The sequence below is a fragment of the Affinundibacterium danionis genome (assembly GCF_042432465.1).
GTDB classification, from domain to species: Bacteria; Pseudomonadota; Gammaproteobacteria; order Burkholderiales; family Burkholderiaceae_D; genus Undibacterium; species Undibacterium danionis.
Map to the genome: position 1 here is coordinate 110,803 of NZ_JBHLXJ010000013.1, position 18,456 is coordinate 129,258.

The 18,456-nt window shown below is 47.6% G+C and carries 14 protein-coding genes; 2 read left to right on the plus strand and 12 right to left on the minus strand.

Features of this window, described 5'->3' with window-relative positions:
• Positions 1-239 precede the first annotated feature (239 nt).
• The 9 genes from ACFFJH_RS11810 to ACFFJH_RS11850 form a co-directional block, all read right to left on the minus strand.
• Positions 240-2,804, minus strand: a complete 2,565-nt coding sequence (locus ACFFJH_RS11810) for a glycoside hydrolase family 3 protein (RefSeq protein ID WP_390212851.1) — start codon at positions 2,802-2,804, stop codon at positions 240-242.
• Between the two features lie 587 nt (positions 2,805-3,391).
• Positions 3,392-4,780, minus strand: coding sequence for a GH1 family beta-glucosidase (locus ACFFJH_RS11815; RefSeq protein WP_390212853.1), 1,389 nt, complete (start codon positions 4,778-4,780; stop codon positions 3,392-3,394).
• Positions 4,781-4,784: 4 nt separating this feature from the next.
• A complete protein-coding gene (locus ACFFJH_RS11820) occupies positions 4,785-6,269 on the minus strand; it encodes a glycoside hydrolase family 5 protein (RefSeq protein ID WP_390212855.1) in 1,485 nt (494 codons plus the stop codon).
• A 286-nt stretch (positions 6,270-6,555) separates the two neighbouring features.
• Positions 6,556-7,632, minus strand: a complete 1,077-nt coding sequence (locus ACFFJH_RS11825; protein ID WP_390212857.1) for a LacI family DNA-binding transcriptional regulator — start codon at positions 7,630-7,632, stop codon at positions 6,556-6,558.
• A gap of 333 nt (positions 7,633-7,965) precedes the next feature.
• Positions 7,966-9,525: a tryptophan halogenase family protein gene (locus tag ACFFJH_RS11830; RefSeq protein ID WP_390212859.1), complete on the minus strand. Its 1,560-nt coding sequence runs from the start codon at positions 9,523-9,525 to the stop codon at positions 7,966-7,968.
• The gene (locus tag ACFFJH_RS11835) at positions 9,522-10,586 is read right to left on the minus strand and encodes an ABC transporter ATP-binding protein (RefSeq protein WP_390212861.1); all 1,065 of its coding nucleotides are present in this window, start codon (positions 10,584-10,586) and stop codon (positions 9,522-9,524) included. The genes ACFFJH_RS11830 and ACFFJH_RS11835 overlap by 4 nt, the downstream gene beginning before the upstream one ends.
• A 137-nt stretch (positions 10,587-10,723) precedes the next feature.
• Entirely contained in the window at positions 10,724-11,647 is a 924-nt protein-coding gene (locus ACFFJH_RS11840) for a carbohydrate ABC transporter permease (protein ID WP_390212864.1), read from the minus strand.
• Positions 11,644-12,558: a carbohydrate ABC transporter permease gene (locus ACFFJH_RS11845; protein ID WP_390212866.1), complete on the minus strand. Its 915-nt coding sequence runs from the start codon at positions 12,556-12,558 to the stop codon at positions 11,644-11,646. Before ACFFJH_RS11845 ends, ACFFJH_RS11840 begins: the two co-directional genes overlap by 4 nt.
• Positions 12,559-12,571: 13 nt before the next feature.
• The gene (locus ACFFJH_RS11850; protein ID WP_390212869.1) at positions 12,572-13,840 is read right to left on the minus strand and encodes an ABC transporter substrate-binding protein; all 1,269 of its coding nucleotides are present in this window, start codon (positions 13,838-13,840) and stop codon (positions 12,572-12,574) included.
• Between the two features lie 238 nt (positions 13,841-14,078).
• Here ACFFJH_RS11850 and ACFFJH_RS11855 point away from each other — a divergent pair, with 238 nt between their 5' ends.
• Both ACFFJH_RS11855 and ACFFJH_RS11860 read left to right on the plus strand, forming a co-directional pair.
• Positions 14,079-14,987 carry a glycoside hydrolase family 16 protein gene (locus ACFFJH_RS11855; protein ID WP_390212871.1) on the plus strand — a complete coding sequence of 303 codons (909 nt, stop codon included), beginning with the start codon at positions 14,079-14,081 and terminating at the stop codon, positions 14,985-14,987.
• Positions 14,988-15,014: 27 nt separating this feature from the next.
• Entirely contained in the window at positions 15,015-15,764 is a 750-nt protein-coding gene (locus ACFFJH_RS11860) for a DUF6445 family protein (RefSeq protein WP_390212873.1), read from the plus strand.
• 14 nt (positions 15,765-15,778) lie between these two features.
• Here ACFFJH_RS11860 and ACFFJH_RS11865 read toward each other — a convergent pair whose 3' ends face one another.
• From ACFFJH_RS11865 to ACFFJH_RS11875, 3 genes are all read right to left on the minus strand, one after another.
• Positions 15,779-16,186: a hypothetical protein gene (locus tag ACFFJH_RS11865; RefSeq protein WP_390212874.1), complete on the minus strand. Its 408-nt coding sequence runs from the start codon at positions 16,184-16,186 to the stop codon at positions 15,779-15,781.
• Between the two features lie 44 nt (positions 16,187-16,230).
• Positions 16,231-17,784 (minus strand): methyl-accepting chemotaxis protein, encoded by a 1,554-nt coding sequence (locus tag ACFFJH_RS11870; protein WP_390212876.1) that lies wholly within the window; start codon positions 17,782-17,784, stop codon positions 16,231-16,233.
• 217 nt (positions 17,785-18,001) lie between these two features.
• On the minus strand, positions 18,002-18,406 hold the full coding sequence (locus ACFFJH_RS11875; RefSeq protein WP_390212877.1) for a response regulator: 405 nt from the start codon (positions 18,404-18,406) through the stop codon (positions 18,002-18,004).
• Between the last annotated feature and the right edge of the window lie 50 nt (positions 18,407-18,456).

The following is an 18,456-nucleotide window of genomic DNA, read 5'->3' on the forward strand; positions in this document are numbered from 1 at the left end:
ATTACCCTCGCGGTAACACGCTTTGTTCATAGTCAGGCCTCGCAAGCACCACGTTCTGGCGGCGCGGGTTGCACCCGCCCTACTTTTTTTACTGGTTTTACTTGGTTTTTCTCCTTCCCCTTCAAGTGGAAGGTCGGGATGGGGATGGGTTTCGATCGCAATTGCCGTATGCCTCACTAAACCAAAACCCATCCCCACCCTAACTCTCCCCCTTAACGGGGGAGGAAATCTGAAACCGCTTACTTCAAGCTCTCACACGACAAGGCATCTGCCTCTTTCGCTGCGCCTGCGACGATTTTGATATCAGCGAAAGCCGCTACAAAGCTGGCATCGGTGCTGACATTAAAAGGCGTTTTGACTTTGCGCATATCGACGCCTAGAGCACTGAAGCATGACAAAGGAATTTTTACTGTCTTGACGCCGGCGCTTGCCATGTTTTTAAAAGTAGAACTAAGATCTAGGCTAGCGGTGCAGGTATCGCCGCATTCCATCGTCATACCAACACGTCCAGCGGGTGCGGTTTGTACTTGGGCTAAGAATTGCAATGCGCCATCGGCTACTAAGTTGGCTGGAATCGGTGTGGCGAAGGCGGCCGCTGCTTCGAATCTGCCTTTGCCACTCCAGCTAATTTGTCTACCGCTGACAGCACCGACTTGTACGGTTTTTACGGCGACAGTGTCATCAGGTCTACTCAAATTCAATTCGCTACCCAGTGTGACTTTACGTTTGCCGGTGATCACAGATAGTGGATAGCTGGTCTGATCTTGTGGGCTCGAAATAATATGGCTAGATGCGACATTGCATGCGCTGCTGGTGTCTTCAGGCAAAGTGCCCATGCGTGCTACTTTACCGTAGTTCAAACCATAGCCATACTTGAACAAAGTCTCACTAACGCCCTGCGTTTGTGCTGATGACAATGTTGAAGATAAGCACGCCTTGGCTGGCCAAGAAAATGACAGGCGACCTTTAATGGGATGTGCCACTTTGCCTTGCGCATTTTTGAACAAGACATCGGCTACCCCTTTACCTTCAGTGCCAGGTAGCCACGCCGCGACAAAACTATCAGAAAGATTCAACAAATCATTGGCATACACCGCACGACCACTCATCAATAGTGTGACGACAGGCTTACCTTTGTTAGCGACTTTTTTCAGTACTGCTAAGTCTTCTGGAAACTGTTGACTGTGGCTCAAACCACGACTGGCTGCTACATCGCCAAATCCCTCTGCATACGGAGTTTCGCCCAAAACAGCAATGACTACATCAAATTGCGCGACGTCTACATCATCACCGTTAGCGCTGTAATGCACGTTGACTGCGCCCGCAGCTTCTTTAATCCCGCTCAATAGGGTGTCACCCGGTGTGTAGTCGCTTTCTTTATTTTCGGTGCCTTGCCAAGTGATAGACCAACCACCAGATTGATTAATCATGCTGTCGGCGCTCTTACCGACGACCAGAATTTTCTTGCCGCGCGTCAGTGGCAAAACACTATCATTATTTTTTAACAGCACCAAAGATTCGCGCACCGCTTGGCGTGCGACATCGCGTGCTTGCAGTGCTTCTTGTTTGCCCGCATATTGATTGTCGGATGGTTTTTTGCCGAATAAACCTGCACGTAATTTGACTCGCAAAATGCGACTGACCGCATCATCAATACGTGCCATAGGAATTTCGCCGCGTTCGACTTGCGCAATGGTATTGGCGATAAACGATTTCCAGTTATCGGGCACCATCACCATGTCGATACCGGCATTAATCGCTTGCGGACAGCTATCATTACTGCAACCAGGGACTTCGGCAATACCATCCCAGTCTGATACGACGAAACCATCAAACCCCATTTTGTCTTTTAGAGCATCGGTTAGCAGCGCTTTGCTACCGTGCATTTTGCCGTAATTGACATTCCCTGCTACGTCATGCCAACTGTTATAAGACGCCATCACCGTCTGCGCACCTTCAGCAAACGCGCCATAGTAGCCTTGCGCATGCTGGTTCAACATCTCGCTCAATGTTGTTTTATTCACGCCGCGATCTACGCCATTATTAGTGCCACCATCGCCGATGAAATGCTTGGCGGTCGCCACCACGTTTTTGTCTTCTTTAAATTTGCCTTGTAAGGCTTTGACATATACCGCGCCGTACTCTTTGACCAGACGACCATCTTCAGAGAAGCTCTCGTAAGAACGTCCCCAGCGAGCATCACGTCCCACGGCCAACGTCGGTGCAAACACCCAAGCGATACCCGTAGCACGCACAGCTTTAGCGACGTGCTCAGCCATTTGCCCTATCAGTTTGGGATTACGCGCAGCCCCCAAACCTATGTTATGTGGGAACAGCGTGGCACCAACCACATTACTATTGCCATGGATCGCATCAATCCCCCAGATCACCGGGACTTTGTCCACCATATCGGTACTCATGGAAGCGGCGTAGTATTGGTCGGCCAGACTCACCCAATCTGCAGCAGTCGCATACTTATTCATTTTTGGCCAACTTCCGCCGCCATTTAAGACTGAGCCTAGATAGTATTTACGTACATCATCGGGCGTAATAAATTTGATTTCCGGCTGTGTCATTTGCCCAACTTTTTGCGCCAAAGTCATGTTACTGACCATCTTGGCGATTTTTGCTTCCATCGCAGGATCTTTAGCGATGGCGCTCTTGATGTGCGGCCAGTCTTTGATGGTGGCTGGCGCTGGGGTAGTTGCTGCTGTGGCAGAGTTTGCCGCGCTATAAAAACCTGCACTGCACATAAGGGCTAAAGCGAGCTGCAAGCTAGTCAGTTTTTTTGTTCGTAGTTTCACGTTTTGTCTCTCTTTGTTTAGTTGGCTAATGCCTTGGTTTTAAGGCTCAATTCTTTATTCGGTATGGCGAATATCGTAGGGCGAGTGCAACCCGCGCCGCCAGACCACCGAGCACCCAAGCAGCACAGGTTTCACCCGCCCTACCAGATAGCTAAACTTAATGGCAGTGATTCAAGCCCTCTCCTGCTTACAGAAGAAGGAATTTCAGTCAATATTTCTGGCAATATTTCTTGCAACTTGTACAGTCTTTTGAACCGCTTAAGCATCAATTGGTAACGTTTCCGTTTTATTCTAAATGAATTTTGGAAACGTTACCAATTATTTTTAAAAAAAGTTTCGGAGGTGTGAAAGAGATACAACTTAGGGATGAAAATGTGGGGAAAGATGGGATTTGAAAGAAATTATCTTCACTAAGGCGAGTGCTTAGAATGCGAGGCGAACGGTGCATCAGACTTTACTGATGACCATCCGCCTCCACTCTTGCTTACTTCTCCCCCCCGGGACAAGTAGTGCATAAACCTTTGCAGATCATAGACTAATAGGGCAATTCTAAATCATGGCCGACTATCACTAGGTAGTTAGCAATATTACTTGTTTTGATTTAAAAACGCACTAAACCAGCGACCACTTTCTTTCACCGTACGTTTCTGCGTGACAAAGTCTATATATACCATACCAAAGCGTCGCAGATAACCTTCTGCCCATTCAAAATTATCCATCAGGCTCCAAGCAAAGTAGCCACGTACGTCAACCCCTTCGGCGCGCGCTTGTTTCAAAGCGTCTAAATGACGTATGAAATAATTACGCCTGCGCGTATCACTCACACTACCATCCGCCTCTAATTTATCATCATAGCTAGAACCATTTTCAGTCAAGAAAATAGGAATCTTAGGGTAGTCATTTTTAATACGAACTAGGAGTTCACGCATACCATCCGGTGCAACTTCCCATGCAAAATCGGTACGCTCGCGATCCGGCAAAATGGCCAACTTAGTATGCAGTGGTGGTAGCTCAGGCGCATCGACTATAGTTTCAGGAAAATAGTAATTCACGCCGAGAAAATCAATAGGCGTAGCGATCACATCAAGGTCGCCAGACGCCATTACAGGTGCATCGGCTGCACAATGTTCGAGAATATCCGTCGGATAACCACGCCCAAAAAGCGGATCGAGAAACCAACGATTGCGCAAACCATCGTGACGCTGCATCGCCGCTCTATCTTCTGATTTGTCGCTCGCGGTACGCAGGGGATGTAAACTCAATGCAATACCTACTTGCGCCTGCGCCACATTCGATTTGATCATCGGTACTGCCAAACCATGCGACAGTAGTACATGATGGCAAACTTGTAGCGCGGCTTTAAAATTCTGTTGACCCGGCGCATGCATGCCATCCCAGTTGCCGTGCATCGCGGTACACCAAGGCTCATTGTGCGTGATCCAATTTTTTACTCTATCACCTAAATGTCGAGTAACTGCATCGGCATATTCTAGATAGGCGTCAATCGTGGCACGTCGTTCCCAGCCACCCAACTCTTGTAAATACTGCGGTAAATCCCAGTGATAAAGCGTAGCCCAAGGTTGCAAACCACGCTCCAGCATGCCATCCACCAAGCGCGAATAAAAGTCGAGCCCGCGTTGATTAGTCTTGGCACCTAATTCAGAAATCACTCGCGGCCACGCGATCGAGAAGCGATAGGCGTTCATACCAAATTGCTTGGCGATATCCAAGTCTTCTGGCCAGCGATGATAGTGATCACAAGCGACTAAGGCGTTGCTGCCATCACGGATCTTTCCCGGCTGTTGACAGAATCGGTCCCAGATCGATTCAGCACGTCCATCTGCGGTCGCAGCACCTTCAATTTGAAATGAGGAAGTCGAACAACCCCAAGCAAAATTTGTAGGGAAATCATCACGCGCCAACGCAGGTAAAGAAGGGAAAGAATTCACTATGCTAGTGGAATTTGTTGTCGTCATAAGCTTATTGAGTACGTGCAAAAGGATTGGGGGCAACAGCGCTGGTCATCCAACTCATCACCGCCTGTTGAGGTTCATAGGGAATGCTGCCAAAGAGTTCAAATAGTTTTTCTATCTCACTCAGACTAGCTTGATTAAAATCGAGTGCAGGGACTTTCACTTGGCTACTATTGGTTACCAGACCCCAAGTACCATTTCCTTGCGCACCGTTATTGCTGAGCAATTTATAGGACCAACTGGTGGCTGCCCAGCCATAACTCGCGTAAGTGTCATAAGTGACGCGAGTAATTTGCCCACCCAGTTCCGCACCTAAGCCCGCCCACGGTTGAAACTCACCAATAAATAGGGCGCTATTAAGATTCTTGAGTCGAGTATTCCATTCGCACACGCCGCCATTGCCAGCACTACCGCAGCGCAGCCAATCTTGATGTACTTGTAATGTGGGTTGCCCCCAACCAAAAAATCCAGGATAGGGGTGAATTTCAAACGCAACATTACGCAAGCCACGATCAGCTGGTTTGCCATAGGCATCAATCCCACTAGAATGCCCGGGCAAAATAATCACATGATTCGGATCAACACTACGCACCGCGTGATACAGGCGAATCACTTCTTTCGCCATCACATCAGGCGTAGTACCCCAAGGTTCATTCAATAAGCTATAACCCGCCACTGCCGGCCTATCTTTATAACGGGCTGCGATGACCTGCCACAGCCAGATCGTGCGCTCTTGGAATTCAGGCGTGCTCCAATACAGGTTTTTACCCGCGCAACCGGAATGATGTTCCCACCCCTGACTACCCACCGCGCCGTGTAAATCAAGGATCACGTGCATGCCACGACGTTCGGCCTGGGCGATGGCATCATCTAAATACTCCCACGCATCAGCACGTAAATGACCGGGATTTTTTTCATCTTCAATCACACTCCAGATAAAAGGCAGTCGCACCACATTCATACCGTATTGCGCTATCAAATCCCAATCACGTTCGCGCATCCAGTTCTTTCGATACAAGCGATATAAGCGCTCCCGCTCGGCGTAACCAAAGCGCTTATCCAATACCGCTTCTAATTTGCATTGGTCGTCGATACCGTTCGAACCTTGCCCCATCATCCAAAATTCTTGCATCAGCCAATTGCCAAGATTGACGCCTTTGAGTTGTATTGGCTTACCACTCTCCCGCAACCATTGCGTGCCTTCGGTATGCAACATGGTCGGCGTTTCACGCACGATCGCTTGTGGGATAGGGACGATGACATTGACTGCGGGTGTCACTGTTTTGGTGGAGGTGGCGTCGCTGGAGCCGCACGCGCTGAGGCTGAAAACTACCGCTATCAGGTTAAGAACTAGAAAGTCAAAACCCCTCAACGCTGAGGCGCTGAGACGCTGAGGAGCGCACAGAAAAGCGCCGAGCGCAACTATGTCCTTGCTTATTCGCTTTTCATTTTTCTGGCGTCGCAGCGTCTCGGCCTTGCTCAGATTTTTCATTCACCCTCTCCCTTTCTAGCTATGCTGTACAGTTACGTAGTATCGTCATTCCCGCGAAAGCGGGAATCTAGTGTCGTAAAAGCGAAAAGACACTGGATCCCTGCCTACGCAGGATGACACCTCTATATTTTGAGCTTGACCGAGCAACGTGATTCGTTTCCACCCATTTCCAAATTCATCTCATTTTCACGTGGAATCGTTTCCATTTTACATCCAAAAAAAACACGCAAAATGTGCATGTTTTTTTTAAAAATATGCTGCTTATTTTTTTCGTCAAATTTTTCGCTTACTCTTCACTAACACGCTCACCGCGCGGTTCACTGCCTACTTGACTCAAGCGCTTACGGAATGAAGTACGTGCTGCTTTTTCCACCGAACTACGCCAAGTCATACTGACCGGAAATTTACGTTGCACTGGACGTTGCAAGTCATAGCAACGATTTAATAAGAAACTCAAACCACTCATCGTCATCTCACGCCACGCGATATGCACCGAGGATAAACGTGGTGCAGAAAACGAGGCGGTTTCAGTATCATCGTAGCCGACTACAGAGACTTCATCTGGTACCGCGATACCCGCGTGTTGGAAGTAAGATAAAGCACCGATTGCCATCTCATCATTGGCGCAAAACACAGCGGTAAAATCGTAAGCCGACTCGACCAACTCTTGTGCCGAAGCCCAACCGCCATCAGGTGCAAAGTTACTCTCAGCGACCCACATCTTTTTAACGTCGATGCCAGCTTGCTCCAATTCATGCATGAAGCCGCCAATACGATCCACGTTATCGGGTGCGCTGGCGGGACCCGCAATCACAGCAATTTTTTTATGCTTTTGTTTGAGCAGCGCCTGTGCTGCCATACGCCCACCTAAATTGTGATCGGCAGTAAAACACTGATCAGCGATGCAGTCATAGCGATGGTTCAACACGACCAAATTGGTTTTCTTAGAACCTAAGTTTTCGATATCTGCATCTTGCAAGGCATTGCTCATCAAAATCAAACCATCGCAACCACGTTCAATCAAGAAATTAATCCCATCTATCGCTTGTTCACGCACATCACCGGCGCCGACGCCGAACGCCACCACCATATGCAAACCTTCGGCTCGCAATTCGGTATCTATCGCCTGCATGATCGGCATGTAAAAAGTGCCTTTCAGCAAAGGTATATACACGCCTATCATACGACTTGATCCGGACAACAAAGAGCGCGCCGCGTGCGAAGGACGAAAATCTAATTCTTCAATCGCTTTTCTCACCCGCTCTAAAGTCGCAGGAGATACCGAACCTTTGCCGCTGACGACCCTGGAGGCAGTGCCCAATCCCACTCCCGCCAGACGGGCGACATCTTTAATAGTTGCCATAATTTTTTATTCTCATGCTTTCTTCAGCAGATTATTTTATGTTTTGTGTTTTTAAAACCTGAACCTGAATCTAAATTTAAATCTGAGCGACTAAATATTGCCACATATTGTAAATGCCTACGCTTGCTTCTGACTTTCTTGATAGCTTTACTACATTATCTGCGATTAAATCAAAAACAAAAGCCCTCAACGCAGAGCCGCCGAAAAAACAAAAAGAATCTCGTAAAACCGGCGAAACGCGCGCCGCCGAACTATAGAGCACCCTACACTGCCTAGACTCCTCAACTGAATGGCGGCGCGGGTTGCACCCACCCTACAATCTATATTTATCCCTCATGCCGCCGCACTCACTACATTATTCGCAGCACAAGTCGCTGCAATAAACTCCGCATGTGTGGGCATGACATCCACGCATTTGGCTATCGTTTTTTGTACCTGATCTAAGAAATACTGTATGTCTTCGGCACTACGCTGATCGACCAATGGATGATAAGACGCCGCTCGCAAACCTTGACCGTGCATGACTTGCAACCAACTAGCATCGGCAAATAATTCCTCGCCTAAACGGAAAATTCTGCCATGGCTACGATATAAATCAATTCTATGCTGGACTTCAGCGGGCACTTCCATCGTGCGACAGTATTCCCAGAACGGTGCGTTCTGATGCGTGTTCAACTTATAGTGCATGATGAGAAAATCGCGAATACGTTGATACTCTTCATCATTTTGTGCGTTATAAGTATCGATATCTACCTGATTAAAACCACGATCAGGAAACAAACTAAGCAAACGCATGATGGCCGTTTGCACCATATGGATACTGGTCGATTCGAGTGGCTCCATAAAACCGCCAGCCAATCCCATTGCCACGCAATTCTTGTTCCACGCTTTTTTACGCTTACCTGTCGTGAAATGAATCAAGCGCGGCTCGGCTAAAACGCTACCATCCAAGTTACTTAGCAATATCGCCTGCGCTTCATCTGCGCTCATAAATTTACTGCAAAATACGTGGCCATTACCAGTGCGGTGTTGTAAAGGAATCCGCCATTGCCAGCCGGCCTTATGTGCAGTCGAACGAGTATAAGGCAATAAGGGCGCGGTGGATGTACAAGGCACGGCAATCGCACTATTGGCAGGCAGCCAATGGCTCCAATCCTCATAACCCGTTTGCAAGGTTTTTTCTATCAACAAGGCAGCTAGGCCCGAACAATCAATAAACAAATCGCCCGTGAATTGTTCACCGTTTTCCATCACCAGCGTTTCAATATGCCCATCCTGCGCGCGCGTCAACACATCGATGATACGGCCTTCGCTGCGCACCACACCTTGCGCTTCGCTTATCCCTCGCAAATAACGCGCATACAATCCTGCATCAAAATGAAAAGCATATGAAATATCAGACAGCGGCGAGTTCGGCATATCCTTGGGCGGTCGCATAAATTTGCCCTGACGTGGCGCTACCGTATTAATGGAAAAAGCTTCCAGATCAGGGGCTGTACCTGCCTGATACATCTTCAACCAATATTGATAAAACTTCGCCACGACCTGATCACGCCCGATCTGACCAAAGCCATGAATGTAGGAATCACCTTGCTTGCCCCAATTCACAAACTCTATGCCCAACTTAAACGTGGCCTGAGTTTGTCGCATGAACTCATCTTCATCCAAGTTCAATAATTGATTAAAAGCGCGTATGCTGGGTATGGTCGCCTCACCCACGCCTATCGTCGAAATCTGATCCGATTCCACTAAGCGGATACGCTTACCCTGCGGTAGCATGCGCGATAAGGCAGCGGCCGTCATCCAACCCGCAGTGCCACCACCAACGATTACAATATCGCGTATCTGTTGATTCATATTGGCGGCTTGAGTTGCATTCATAGAGTCACTCATAATCTTTGCTCGCTTTGTGGATTAAACAGAGAAATCTTACACGTATCAATACTATACAAAACCGTTTGGCCTATCTCGAATGGGCGCTGATCATTGACGATGCTGGAAATAGTTTGCGCTCCCGCCTGTAACCAGACGACTTGATGATTACCCATAGGTTCGACCAACATCACGGCGCCTACAAATTGCCCATCCTCACGAATTTGTATCTGCTCAGGCCGCACGCCTAAGATGACCTCGGCAGGTGTCGACCATGACGTTGCAAAAGCATAGGTCGATAAATCCATACTCAGTGTATTTGAGATAAAACGCGCTTGAGCGTCAAGTTCGCCACGAATAAAGTTCATCGCAGGCGCCCCCAAAAATCCCGCCACAAACAAATTCACTGGCCGTTCGTATACACATTCTGGCGTACCGATCTGCTGAATTTTTCCGGCTTGCATAACTACGATGCGCGTTGCTAAGGTCATCGCTTCCACCTGATCATGCGTGACATAAATCATGGTGGACTGCAGTTGTTGGTGCAAAAGCTTGAGCTCACGTCGCAAAGTGCTACGCAGCTTGGCATCTAGATTTGATAAGGGCTCATCGAACAAAAACACTTCTGCTTCACGCACTAAGGCACGTCCAATCGCAACCCTTTGTCTCTGTCCGCCGGACAAGGCGGCAGGTTTTCTTTGCAAGAGCGGCGTGAGATGGAGCATCTCTGCCACTTTTTCTATACGTCGCGCTATTTCTGCTTTGGGCGTGCCATTGATACGCAGGCCAAACGACATATTTTTCTCAACTGTCATAGTCGGATACAGAGCATAGGACTGAAACACCATACCGATTTGACGCTCGCTAGGATCGGCCCAAGTCATATCTTGACCCGCAATTTCCACACTCCCAGCGCTGACATCAATCAATCCAGCGATCGCGTGCAGCAAGGTCGATTTACCACAACCAGAAGGCCCCAGCAAAACCAAAAACTCTCCGGCCTCAACACTTAAATTGAGATCAGAAATAATCTGGTTACCGCCCAGAGTTATACCTAAATTTTGTAAACGAACATTCGCCACAGTTATCCTAAGCCTTCATATTTTTCAAAACGCTATCGTAATCTCGTAGGGCCGGTGCAACCCGCGCCGCCAGCCCGTTGAATATCTAAGCAGCGCGGGTTGCACCCGCCCTACAAAATCATTCATATTCACACGCCTCACCCCTTAACCGCACCCGCCGCAATACCCCGCACAAACCAGCGTCCCGAGACAAAGTACAAAGTCAGCGGCACCAGCGAAGTCAAAATCGTCGCAGCCATATTCACGTTATACATGCGCGTACCCGTGGTGGTATTAATCACATTATTCAATTGAACCGTCATTGGTAAATGCTCACGTCCGGCAAACACCAAACCGAGAATGTAATCGTTCCATACGCCGGTCAATTGCATGATCACAGCGACAACGATGATCGGCGTGGACATCGGCAATACGAGTTGTACAAAAATCCGAATAAAGCCGCCGCCGTCGATACGCGCCGCTTGAAATAATTCATGCGGTATGGTGCTGTAATAATTGCGAAACAGTAGCGTCATCACGGGCATACTAAACACCGTGTGCACCAATACAATGCCAGGTAAAGAACTGTACAAATCTATGCTAGCTAAGATTCTCACCAAAGGAAAAATCATTACCTGTAGTGGGATGAAGGCACCTACCATCAGTATGCCGAACAGAATATTAGCTCCACGTGGACGCCAAAATGACAAGGCATAACCGTTCAATGCACCCAGAAAAATCGGTATCAAAGTGCTCGGTATCGCAATGGCGACCGAGTTCATAAAACCACCGCGTATCCCTTCGCAATCAATACCGGTACAAGCACTGCTCCAGGCGATCGTCCAAGCCTCGAGGCTAAATTGCTGCGGCAACGCGAAGATGTTACCCATGCGGATTTCGTCCATGCTTTTCACTGAAGTCGTAAGCATGATGTAGAGCGGTAATAGAAAGAAAATCGCCGCGCTAATCAGAAAAGCGTAAATACCCAAGCGCGCGAAACTAAAACCTTTGCTTCTAACGCGTCGTTGCGGTTTTTGACTGGCATTAGGAACAGCATTTGCAGATGGCAAGATCGCGCTCATTTATGTTTCTCACTTATATGTGCGATATTACGTGCTTTGCGGCTGCGAGCATACGCATAGGGCGCCAGTATCGCGATCACCGGCACTAACAGCATCACCGCACCGGCCGACGCGAGCGCAATATTGGCTCGACCGAATAGATGATCCATAATAAATTTGGCAGGTACTTCGCTTGCAGTCCCGGGTCCGCCTTGCGTCATAGCCACGACCGAGTCAAATAACTTAATCGCTGTCGTGGAAAGCAATAAAAAAACGGTCGCGATAGCAGGTGCCAACATAGGAATCACGATAGACACATACACACGCCAAACCGGGATGCCATCGAGTCGGGCGGCTTTCCATATCTCTTCGTCTATGCCGCGCAAAGCAGCCAAGAGAAGCGCCATTACCAAACCAGCAGTTTGCCAAACGGTAGCAATCAAGATGGTGTAAATAACTTTGTCTTGATCAATAATCCAATCAAACACAAAATCCGGAAAACCCATCTGCCGCACCGCGTATTCGATTCCTATGCCGGGAGTCAACATCCATTGCCAGATCAAGCCAGTCGCCACAAAGGACATCGCATACGGGTACAAAAATACCGTGCGCAAAACGCCTTCCGCTGTAACTTTTTGATCGATAAATACTGCCAGCAAAAATCCCAACACCATGCTCACCAGAATAAACAACACGGTATAGATCGCGATGTTTTCTATAGAGAGTAACCAACGTTCGTTCTCAAATAATTTGGTGTATTGCGCCAGACCAACAAAGGTATCGGTAGGCATGGTGCGCGAACTGGAAAACGAGACTTTAATCGACCACAAAGTCGCGCCCAGATAGGCGACCAAAGTCACTAAAGCCATAGGCAGCAAGGCTGCGAACGGCGTCAGTGATTTTGTCTTGTGGCGGAGCGCTTTGATTTGCATGGACACTATTCGTTTAGTCTTTCAAAGCACTTGCGATACTTTTTTGGGCTTTTTCAACTGGCATACGGGTATTCCAAAAAGCCGTCAATATGTCTTGCAATGCACCGTTTTGATCTGGCGTTAAAAAGATCTCGCTGATACCGACTTGACGCGATTTATCTTTCATAATCGCCATCCCCGCTTGCGCGCAGATATCCATGGTAGAGGTATCAACATCGCTGCGGATGGGAATCGAGCCTTTTAGTTTATTGAATTCAAGTTGCGTACTTGGGGTCAACACCACTTTCGCCAATAATTTCTGCGCATTGACGGTGGACGGATTGGTGGTACGCGGAAAAACAAAGGCATCACCTTGAATTAAGTACGGTGAATTTGGTGTTAAGCCTGCGATGCAACCATAGTCTTTACCCGCCACTTGCTTGGCGGCGGCAAATTCACCTTTGACCCAATCGCCCATAATTTGCATACCTGCTTTGCCGCTAATAAGCAGTGCCGTAGCGTCGTTCCAATTGCGACCCGGTGAGCCGGGATCGGTGTAGGCTTGCATGCGTTTAAAAGCAGTCAAAACTTTTTTGAAGGCCTCAGAATTAATCGCTTTTTGATCGCGATCACGGATCACGCTCAGGTACAGCTCTTTACCACCGACATTGGCTAACATGGCTTGAAACACGATGGTTTCTTGCCAGGCTTGACCGCCATGCGCGAGTGGAATAATGCCAGCTGCTTTCAGCTTATCAAGCGCAGCGAACATGTCATCCACAGTCGCGGGCTCTTTAGCGATACCGGCTTTTTTAAATGCCGCTTTGGAATACCAGAACCAGGTCTGCATATGAATATTCACCGGCACGGCATAGTAATGGCCTTTAATCCGAATCACATTCAAGACCGGTTCAGGCAGAATTTTTTCCCAGCCCTCGCTCTTCGCGACATCATCGACATTATTGAGCATGCCTTGCTCGACCAAATCTAGAAATTGCTTGGTCGTGTTGAATTGCGCAGCGGTTGGCGGATTGCTGCCCACAATCCGATTAATCGCCACGGCTCTCGCCTGATCCGCACCTGCTACGGCGGAATCAACCCAGATACCGCCCGCTTTACGATAGGCATCAGCGATTAGTTTTGCCGCAGCGGACTCACTATTAGAGGTCCACCAGTGAATGATTTCGGCTTTTTCGACAGGTACGGGCTTTGCTGTTTGTGCTTGCACTGACACTGGCAATGTTAAGGCAGTTGCAAACGAGGCCAGACAGAAGGCCAATATAGGCTTGGTAGGTTTAAACATCGAGTCTCCTGATAATGCAGATACTTTGCCTACATTATTCATTGATTTTTGGTTTTGTTCTAAATTAGTTCTGAACTAATTTTCACAGAATGATCAACACTACACACTAACGTTGACATTTAAAAATGAATAATGCCATACTTCACGACAAATTGGAAACGGTTCCACATTTCTACAACACCGCCTTATCAAAATCCTCTTTTTTAGAAGCTACAACTCATTACTGGAGCATCGTTTGATGAAAACTGACTTCCGTTTACTGATCGTACTGGCAGTAAGTGCTATTAGCGCTTCGGGTCTTAGCGCCTGTGGTGGTGGCTCCAGCACTAACAGCACGACACCTGTCGTTAGCACACCCGCAGTCACGACACCCACCGTCAACACGCCTGCCCTGCCAGCGGCTGGTACGCCCGCCGGTTGGAAATTAGTATGGGCGGATGAATTTGATCAAGCCGGATTACCCGATGCGAATAAATGGATGTTCGATACCGATAGAAACAAAGCGGGTTGGTACAACAATGAACGCCAGTACTATTCAAAAGACCGTCTAGAAAACGCTCGCGTGGCCGATGGCAAACTGACGATCACCGCACTCAAAGAGCAACTCAGCAGTGCGCCCGATTACGGTGGACAAGCTTATACCTCGGCACGCCTATTGACACGAGGTAAAGCCAGTTGGACTTATGGGTTCTTTGAAATTCGTGCCAAACTACCGTGTGGACTCGGCACTTGGCCCGCGATCTGGACTTTAGGTACCAAGGGCGCCTGGCCAGATGACGGTGAAATCGACATCATGGAACATGTAGGGAAAAACAAAGGCAAAATTCTCGGCAGCGCCTATAGCGCGTTTTACAATTGGCCGAATGGCACTGGCAATACCAAAGAAACCATCGTCAATGACGCTTGTGATGTCTTCCATAATTACCAGCTATATTGGGATACCGAACAACTTGCCATCGGAGTCGATGGCAAATACTACTTTCAGTTTGTCAATCCGAAAAACGGCGATTACAAAAAATGGCCTTTCGATCAACCGCAATATTTAATCCTCAACCTCGCCATCGGCGGCGATCTAGGTGGTGCGGTCGATGACAGCATTTTTCCTAGCAAATTTGAGATTGACTATGTGCGGGTTTATCAAAAATAGGCGCTATCAAATAAATATCTATGATCTATGAAGAGCTCGCAAGCACATCCTATCCTCGGCAGTGACTGGTTCAATCCCAACGCATCGCTCTCTGTCGTGCCGCTATTTGATCAACATCGCTGTGTTGTGATTGATGACTTTCTAGGCGATCCCACTGCTATGCAAACCCATGCTGCGAAAAATTTAGCGTACTTTCGCTACGATAAGGACAATTATTATCCTGGCGTAGAAATCGACATGGGGCGAGCATTTGCGCTGGCCTTAGAACAATATTTCGTACAAAAATTACGCGTGCACTTTCAGGTAAGACGCAACCTCGGTACCGCCTGCCGCATGGCCATCACCACCCTAGCACCTGAACAACTACAGCCACTGCAAAGGCTATGTCATCGCGATAGCGAGGTACTAAGTGATGGAATGGGGATTTTTGCAGGCGTCGTCAATTTATTTCACCAGCCTGAGCTAGGTGGCACTAGCTTCTATCGCCCAACTCGCAGCCTTGATGAAACCCGCCATTTTCTCAACAAGACACAACAAAATTCCAATGACTCGCTCAGTGCAGAGATTGGTGAACGGCCATCTTACCTCACTCATAGCAATCCCTATTTCGAACTAATGCGCAGCATTCCGGCCAAATGGAATCGTGCCATTTTTTACGAAGGCACCGTCTTTCATGCGGCACATATAACACATCCTAAATTGCTGAGCCAAGATCCGCAAATAGGACGCCTTTGTTTGAATGCATTTTTCAAAGTAAAAAAGAGCGCGATGGCATAAGCCTATTGCGCCTTTCATGCAGACAGGCGTTGCAGCTTTAAGCGGGGATAGACAAAGGGAAGCCCCCAAGCGCGTACCGTTAGCAACCAATGATCGTCTTGAAAGAAGGTAAGCTGAAGTTGCTTATCATCGATAAGCGTAATCTGATCTAGCAAAAAAGAAGCATAGGGTAGCGATAAGCGACGCCAAGATAAGATACGAAAATCATGATTTAGCAATATGAAGCTAGTCGCTTCTTCGAATGGGCAATCCCAATCTGTGATTAACAAATAGCCCTGCTTGACTGCAAACTGATGTTGCAGTTGATAACCAGGGATTTTTGTCATCGTACTCACTCCGTCATAGTCGAGGCGCGTACGCAATGGCCATGTTTCATAAGGACCGATGTGTTGTTCCAGTGAGAAATTGGCTATCGGTTTCATATCCTATCGTTGGCTATCCCTGACCATCTCTGATTCTATTCTAATTACCTAAGTACGGATTGCAATTTAAAAACTGATACGGCCATTACTAATTCATGCGCTTGTGATTTCAGGCTATCAGCAGCTACCGCCATTTTTTCGACCATCGCAGCGTTTTGTTGTGTACTCGCGTCCATTTGTGTCACAGCCGTCCCTACGTTGATCACATCATTCGATTGTGCAGCGCTAGCCGCACTGATTTCTGCCATGATATCGGTCACACGACGAATTGCACTAACCACCTCATTCATTGTCGCTCCAGCATGATCAACTAGAGCGGAACCGCGATTCACACGTTCTACACTGTCGTCGATTAATTTCTTGATTTCCTTAGCGGCTTCGGCTGATCTTCCCGCTAAACTTCTTACTTCCGATGCGACCACTGCAAAACCGCGCCCTTGTTCACCAGCGCGAGCCGCTTCGACCGCGGCATTAAGTGCCAGAATATTGGTTTGAAAAGCAATCCCGTCAATGACACCGATAATATCGGCAATTTTTTTCGATGCGACATTGATACCTTTCATGGTTTCAACCACTTCTAAAACTACCGTTCCACCCTTAGTCGCAACATCCGATGCCGAGGCGGCCAATTGATTGGCTTGTTGCGCATTATCAGCATTTTGCTTCACGGTGCTACTCAACTGGCTCATAGCTGTAACCGTTTTTTCTAAAGCGTTCGCTTGACCTTCAGTGCGCTCACTAAGCTCCAAATCGTCCAACGCAATCTCCGCACTTGAAGCAGCCACGCCCTCCGAGCCATGTCTAACAGTGCTGACTATTTCTGTTAAAGACTGCTGCATGCTTTTGAGCGAGGCTAGTAAAGGACTAAATTCATCACGGGCATCATCCACAACAACATGTGTTAAATCGCCATCTCGAACCCGTTCAGCCACCTCTTGAGAAATACGTACGCGTAGACGCAAGACTGCAGCAATGTAGGTAGAAAACGCGAGCAAACCAATCGCCACCACCACGATGAGTCCTACTATTTGATATAGAGTCGTATCAGCCTTGTGACCAAAAGAACCTAACTCAAGTTTGAGTTGCTTGCTTTGACGATCTTTTTCCGCACCACTTGCAGCCAACAAAAGATTACGTACTGGAATGGTTTTCGCCACCAAAAAATCAAAAGCAGACTCTTTTTCACCATTCAAAATTAACTGAATATTTTTCTCACCGACGATCCAGAAGTCTTTAATCAGGAGCTTAAATTTTTCAATAAAAATGCGTTCCTCCGATGTTGCGACGCCTGACTCAAATTCTTTAAGTGCCTGATCAATTGCAGACCGTTTGGCTGCGATATCAGCCATAGTTGCATCGAGCTCACGAGGTGTTTTAACTAAAATTGCATGGCGCAACTGCAAGGAGGTACGAGTGACATTCAATTCTATCGAAGCGATCTCCATCAGTTGCGGCACTCTTTTTTCTTCGGTATTCACCACCATTTTTTTCATATTACCCAAAGCTATCCACGCATCGAACGCGACTATAACCAAGGCCAAAATTAGCAAAAAAGACACAAGGTACAAACGCCTTGCGATTCCAATACGTGTCAACATTAAAGCTCCTTCATGCCCCGGACTGCACTACTCTCGAACACAAATTTCGAGTAACGCCGGAAAACAAGTAAATCACTGCTAGTTTTAACCGGGTCTAAGCGCAACAATGAATGGCTTGCCATCCATATCGCATTAGCCTCAGAAGTCTTTAATCAAAACGCCAGCAGCGTAGGTGTTTTGACTATCGCTGACCTTAAGCAGCCTTGAGCACAATCAATCAGTGCAAAGCTTGTAAGTGTGAATTTTCTAAAATCTCAATAACTCTATCTGGCAATTGTAGTAGTTCAATGGGTTTGACAATGGCACCGACTAAATTGCGATGATAATTCTCACTTAGTTGCTGATGTTGAGCATGATCGACAATACAGATGACCGGAATATTGTTCGTCTCAGCATCATCTAAACAAGCCAAGGCACTCAAAAAATCATCGCCTTGTTCCAGTTCAAATAAGATCGCATCGGGCTGAATATGATTCATGACACTGGCGGCCTTTTTTTTCGAATTGCAGTAGTGCACATCTAAATTGGCAAGGCTGTTTAGTACTAAGCCTTGCATATTTAATTGTTGATGATCTTGATTGATGCACAAAATACTGCGCCATTTTTTAGGTGTTGGTAACATGATGATTCCTCTACGTTCTCTGGGATTTGAAGGTTTAACGTTACGACTCG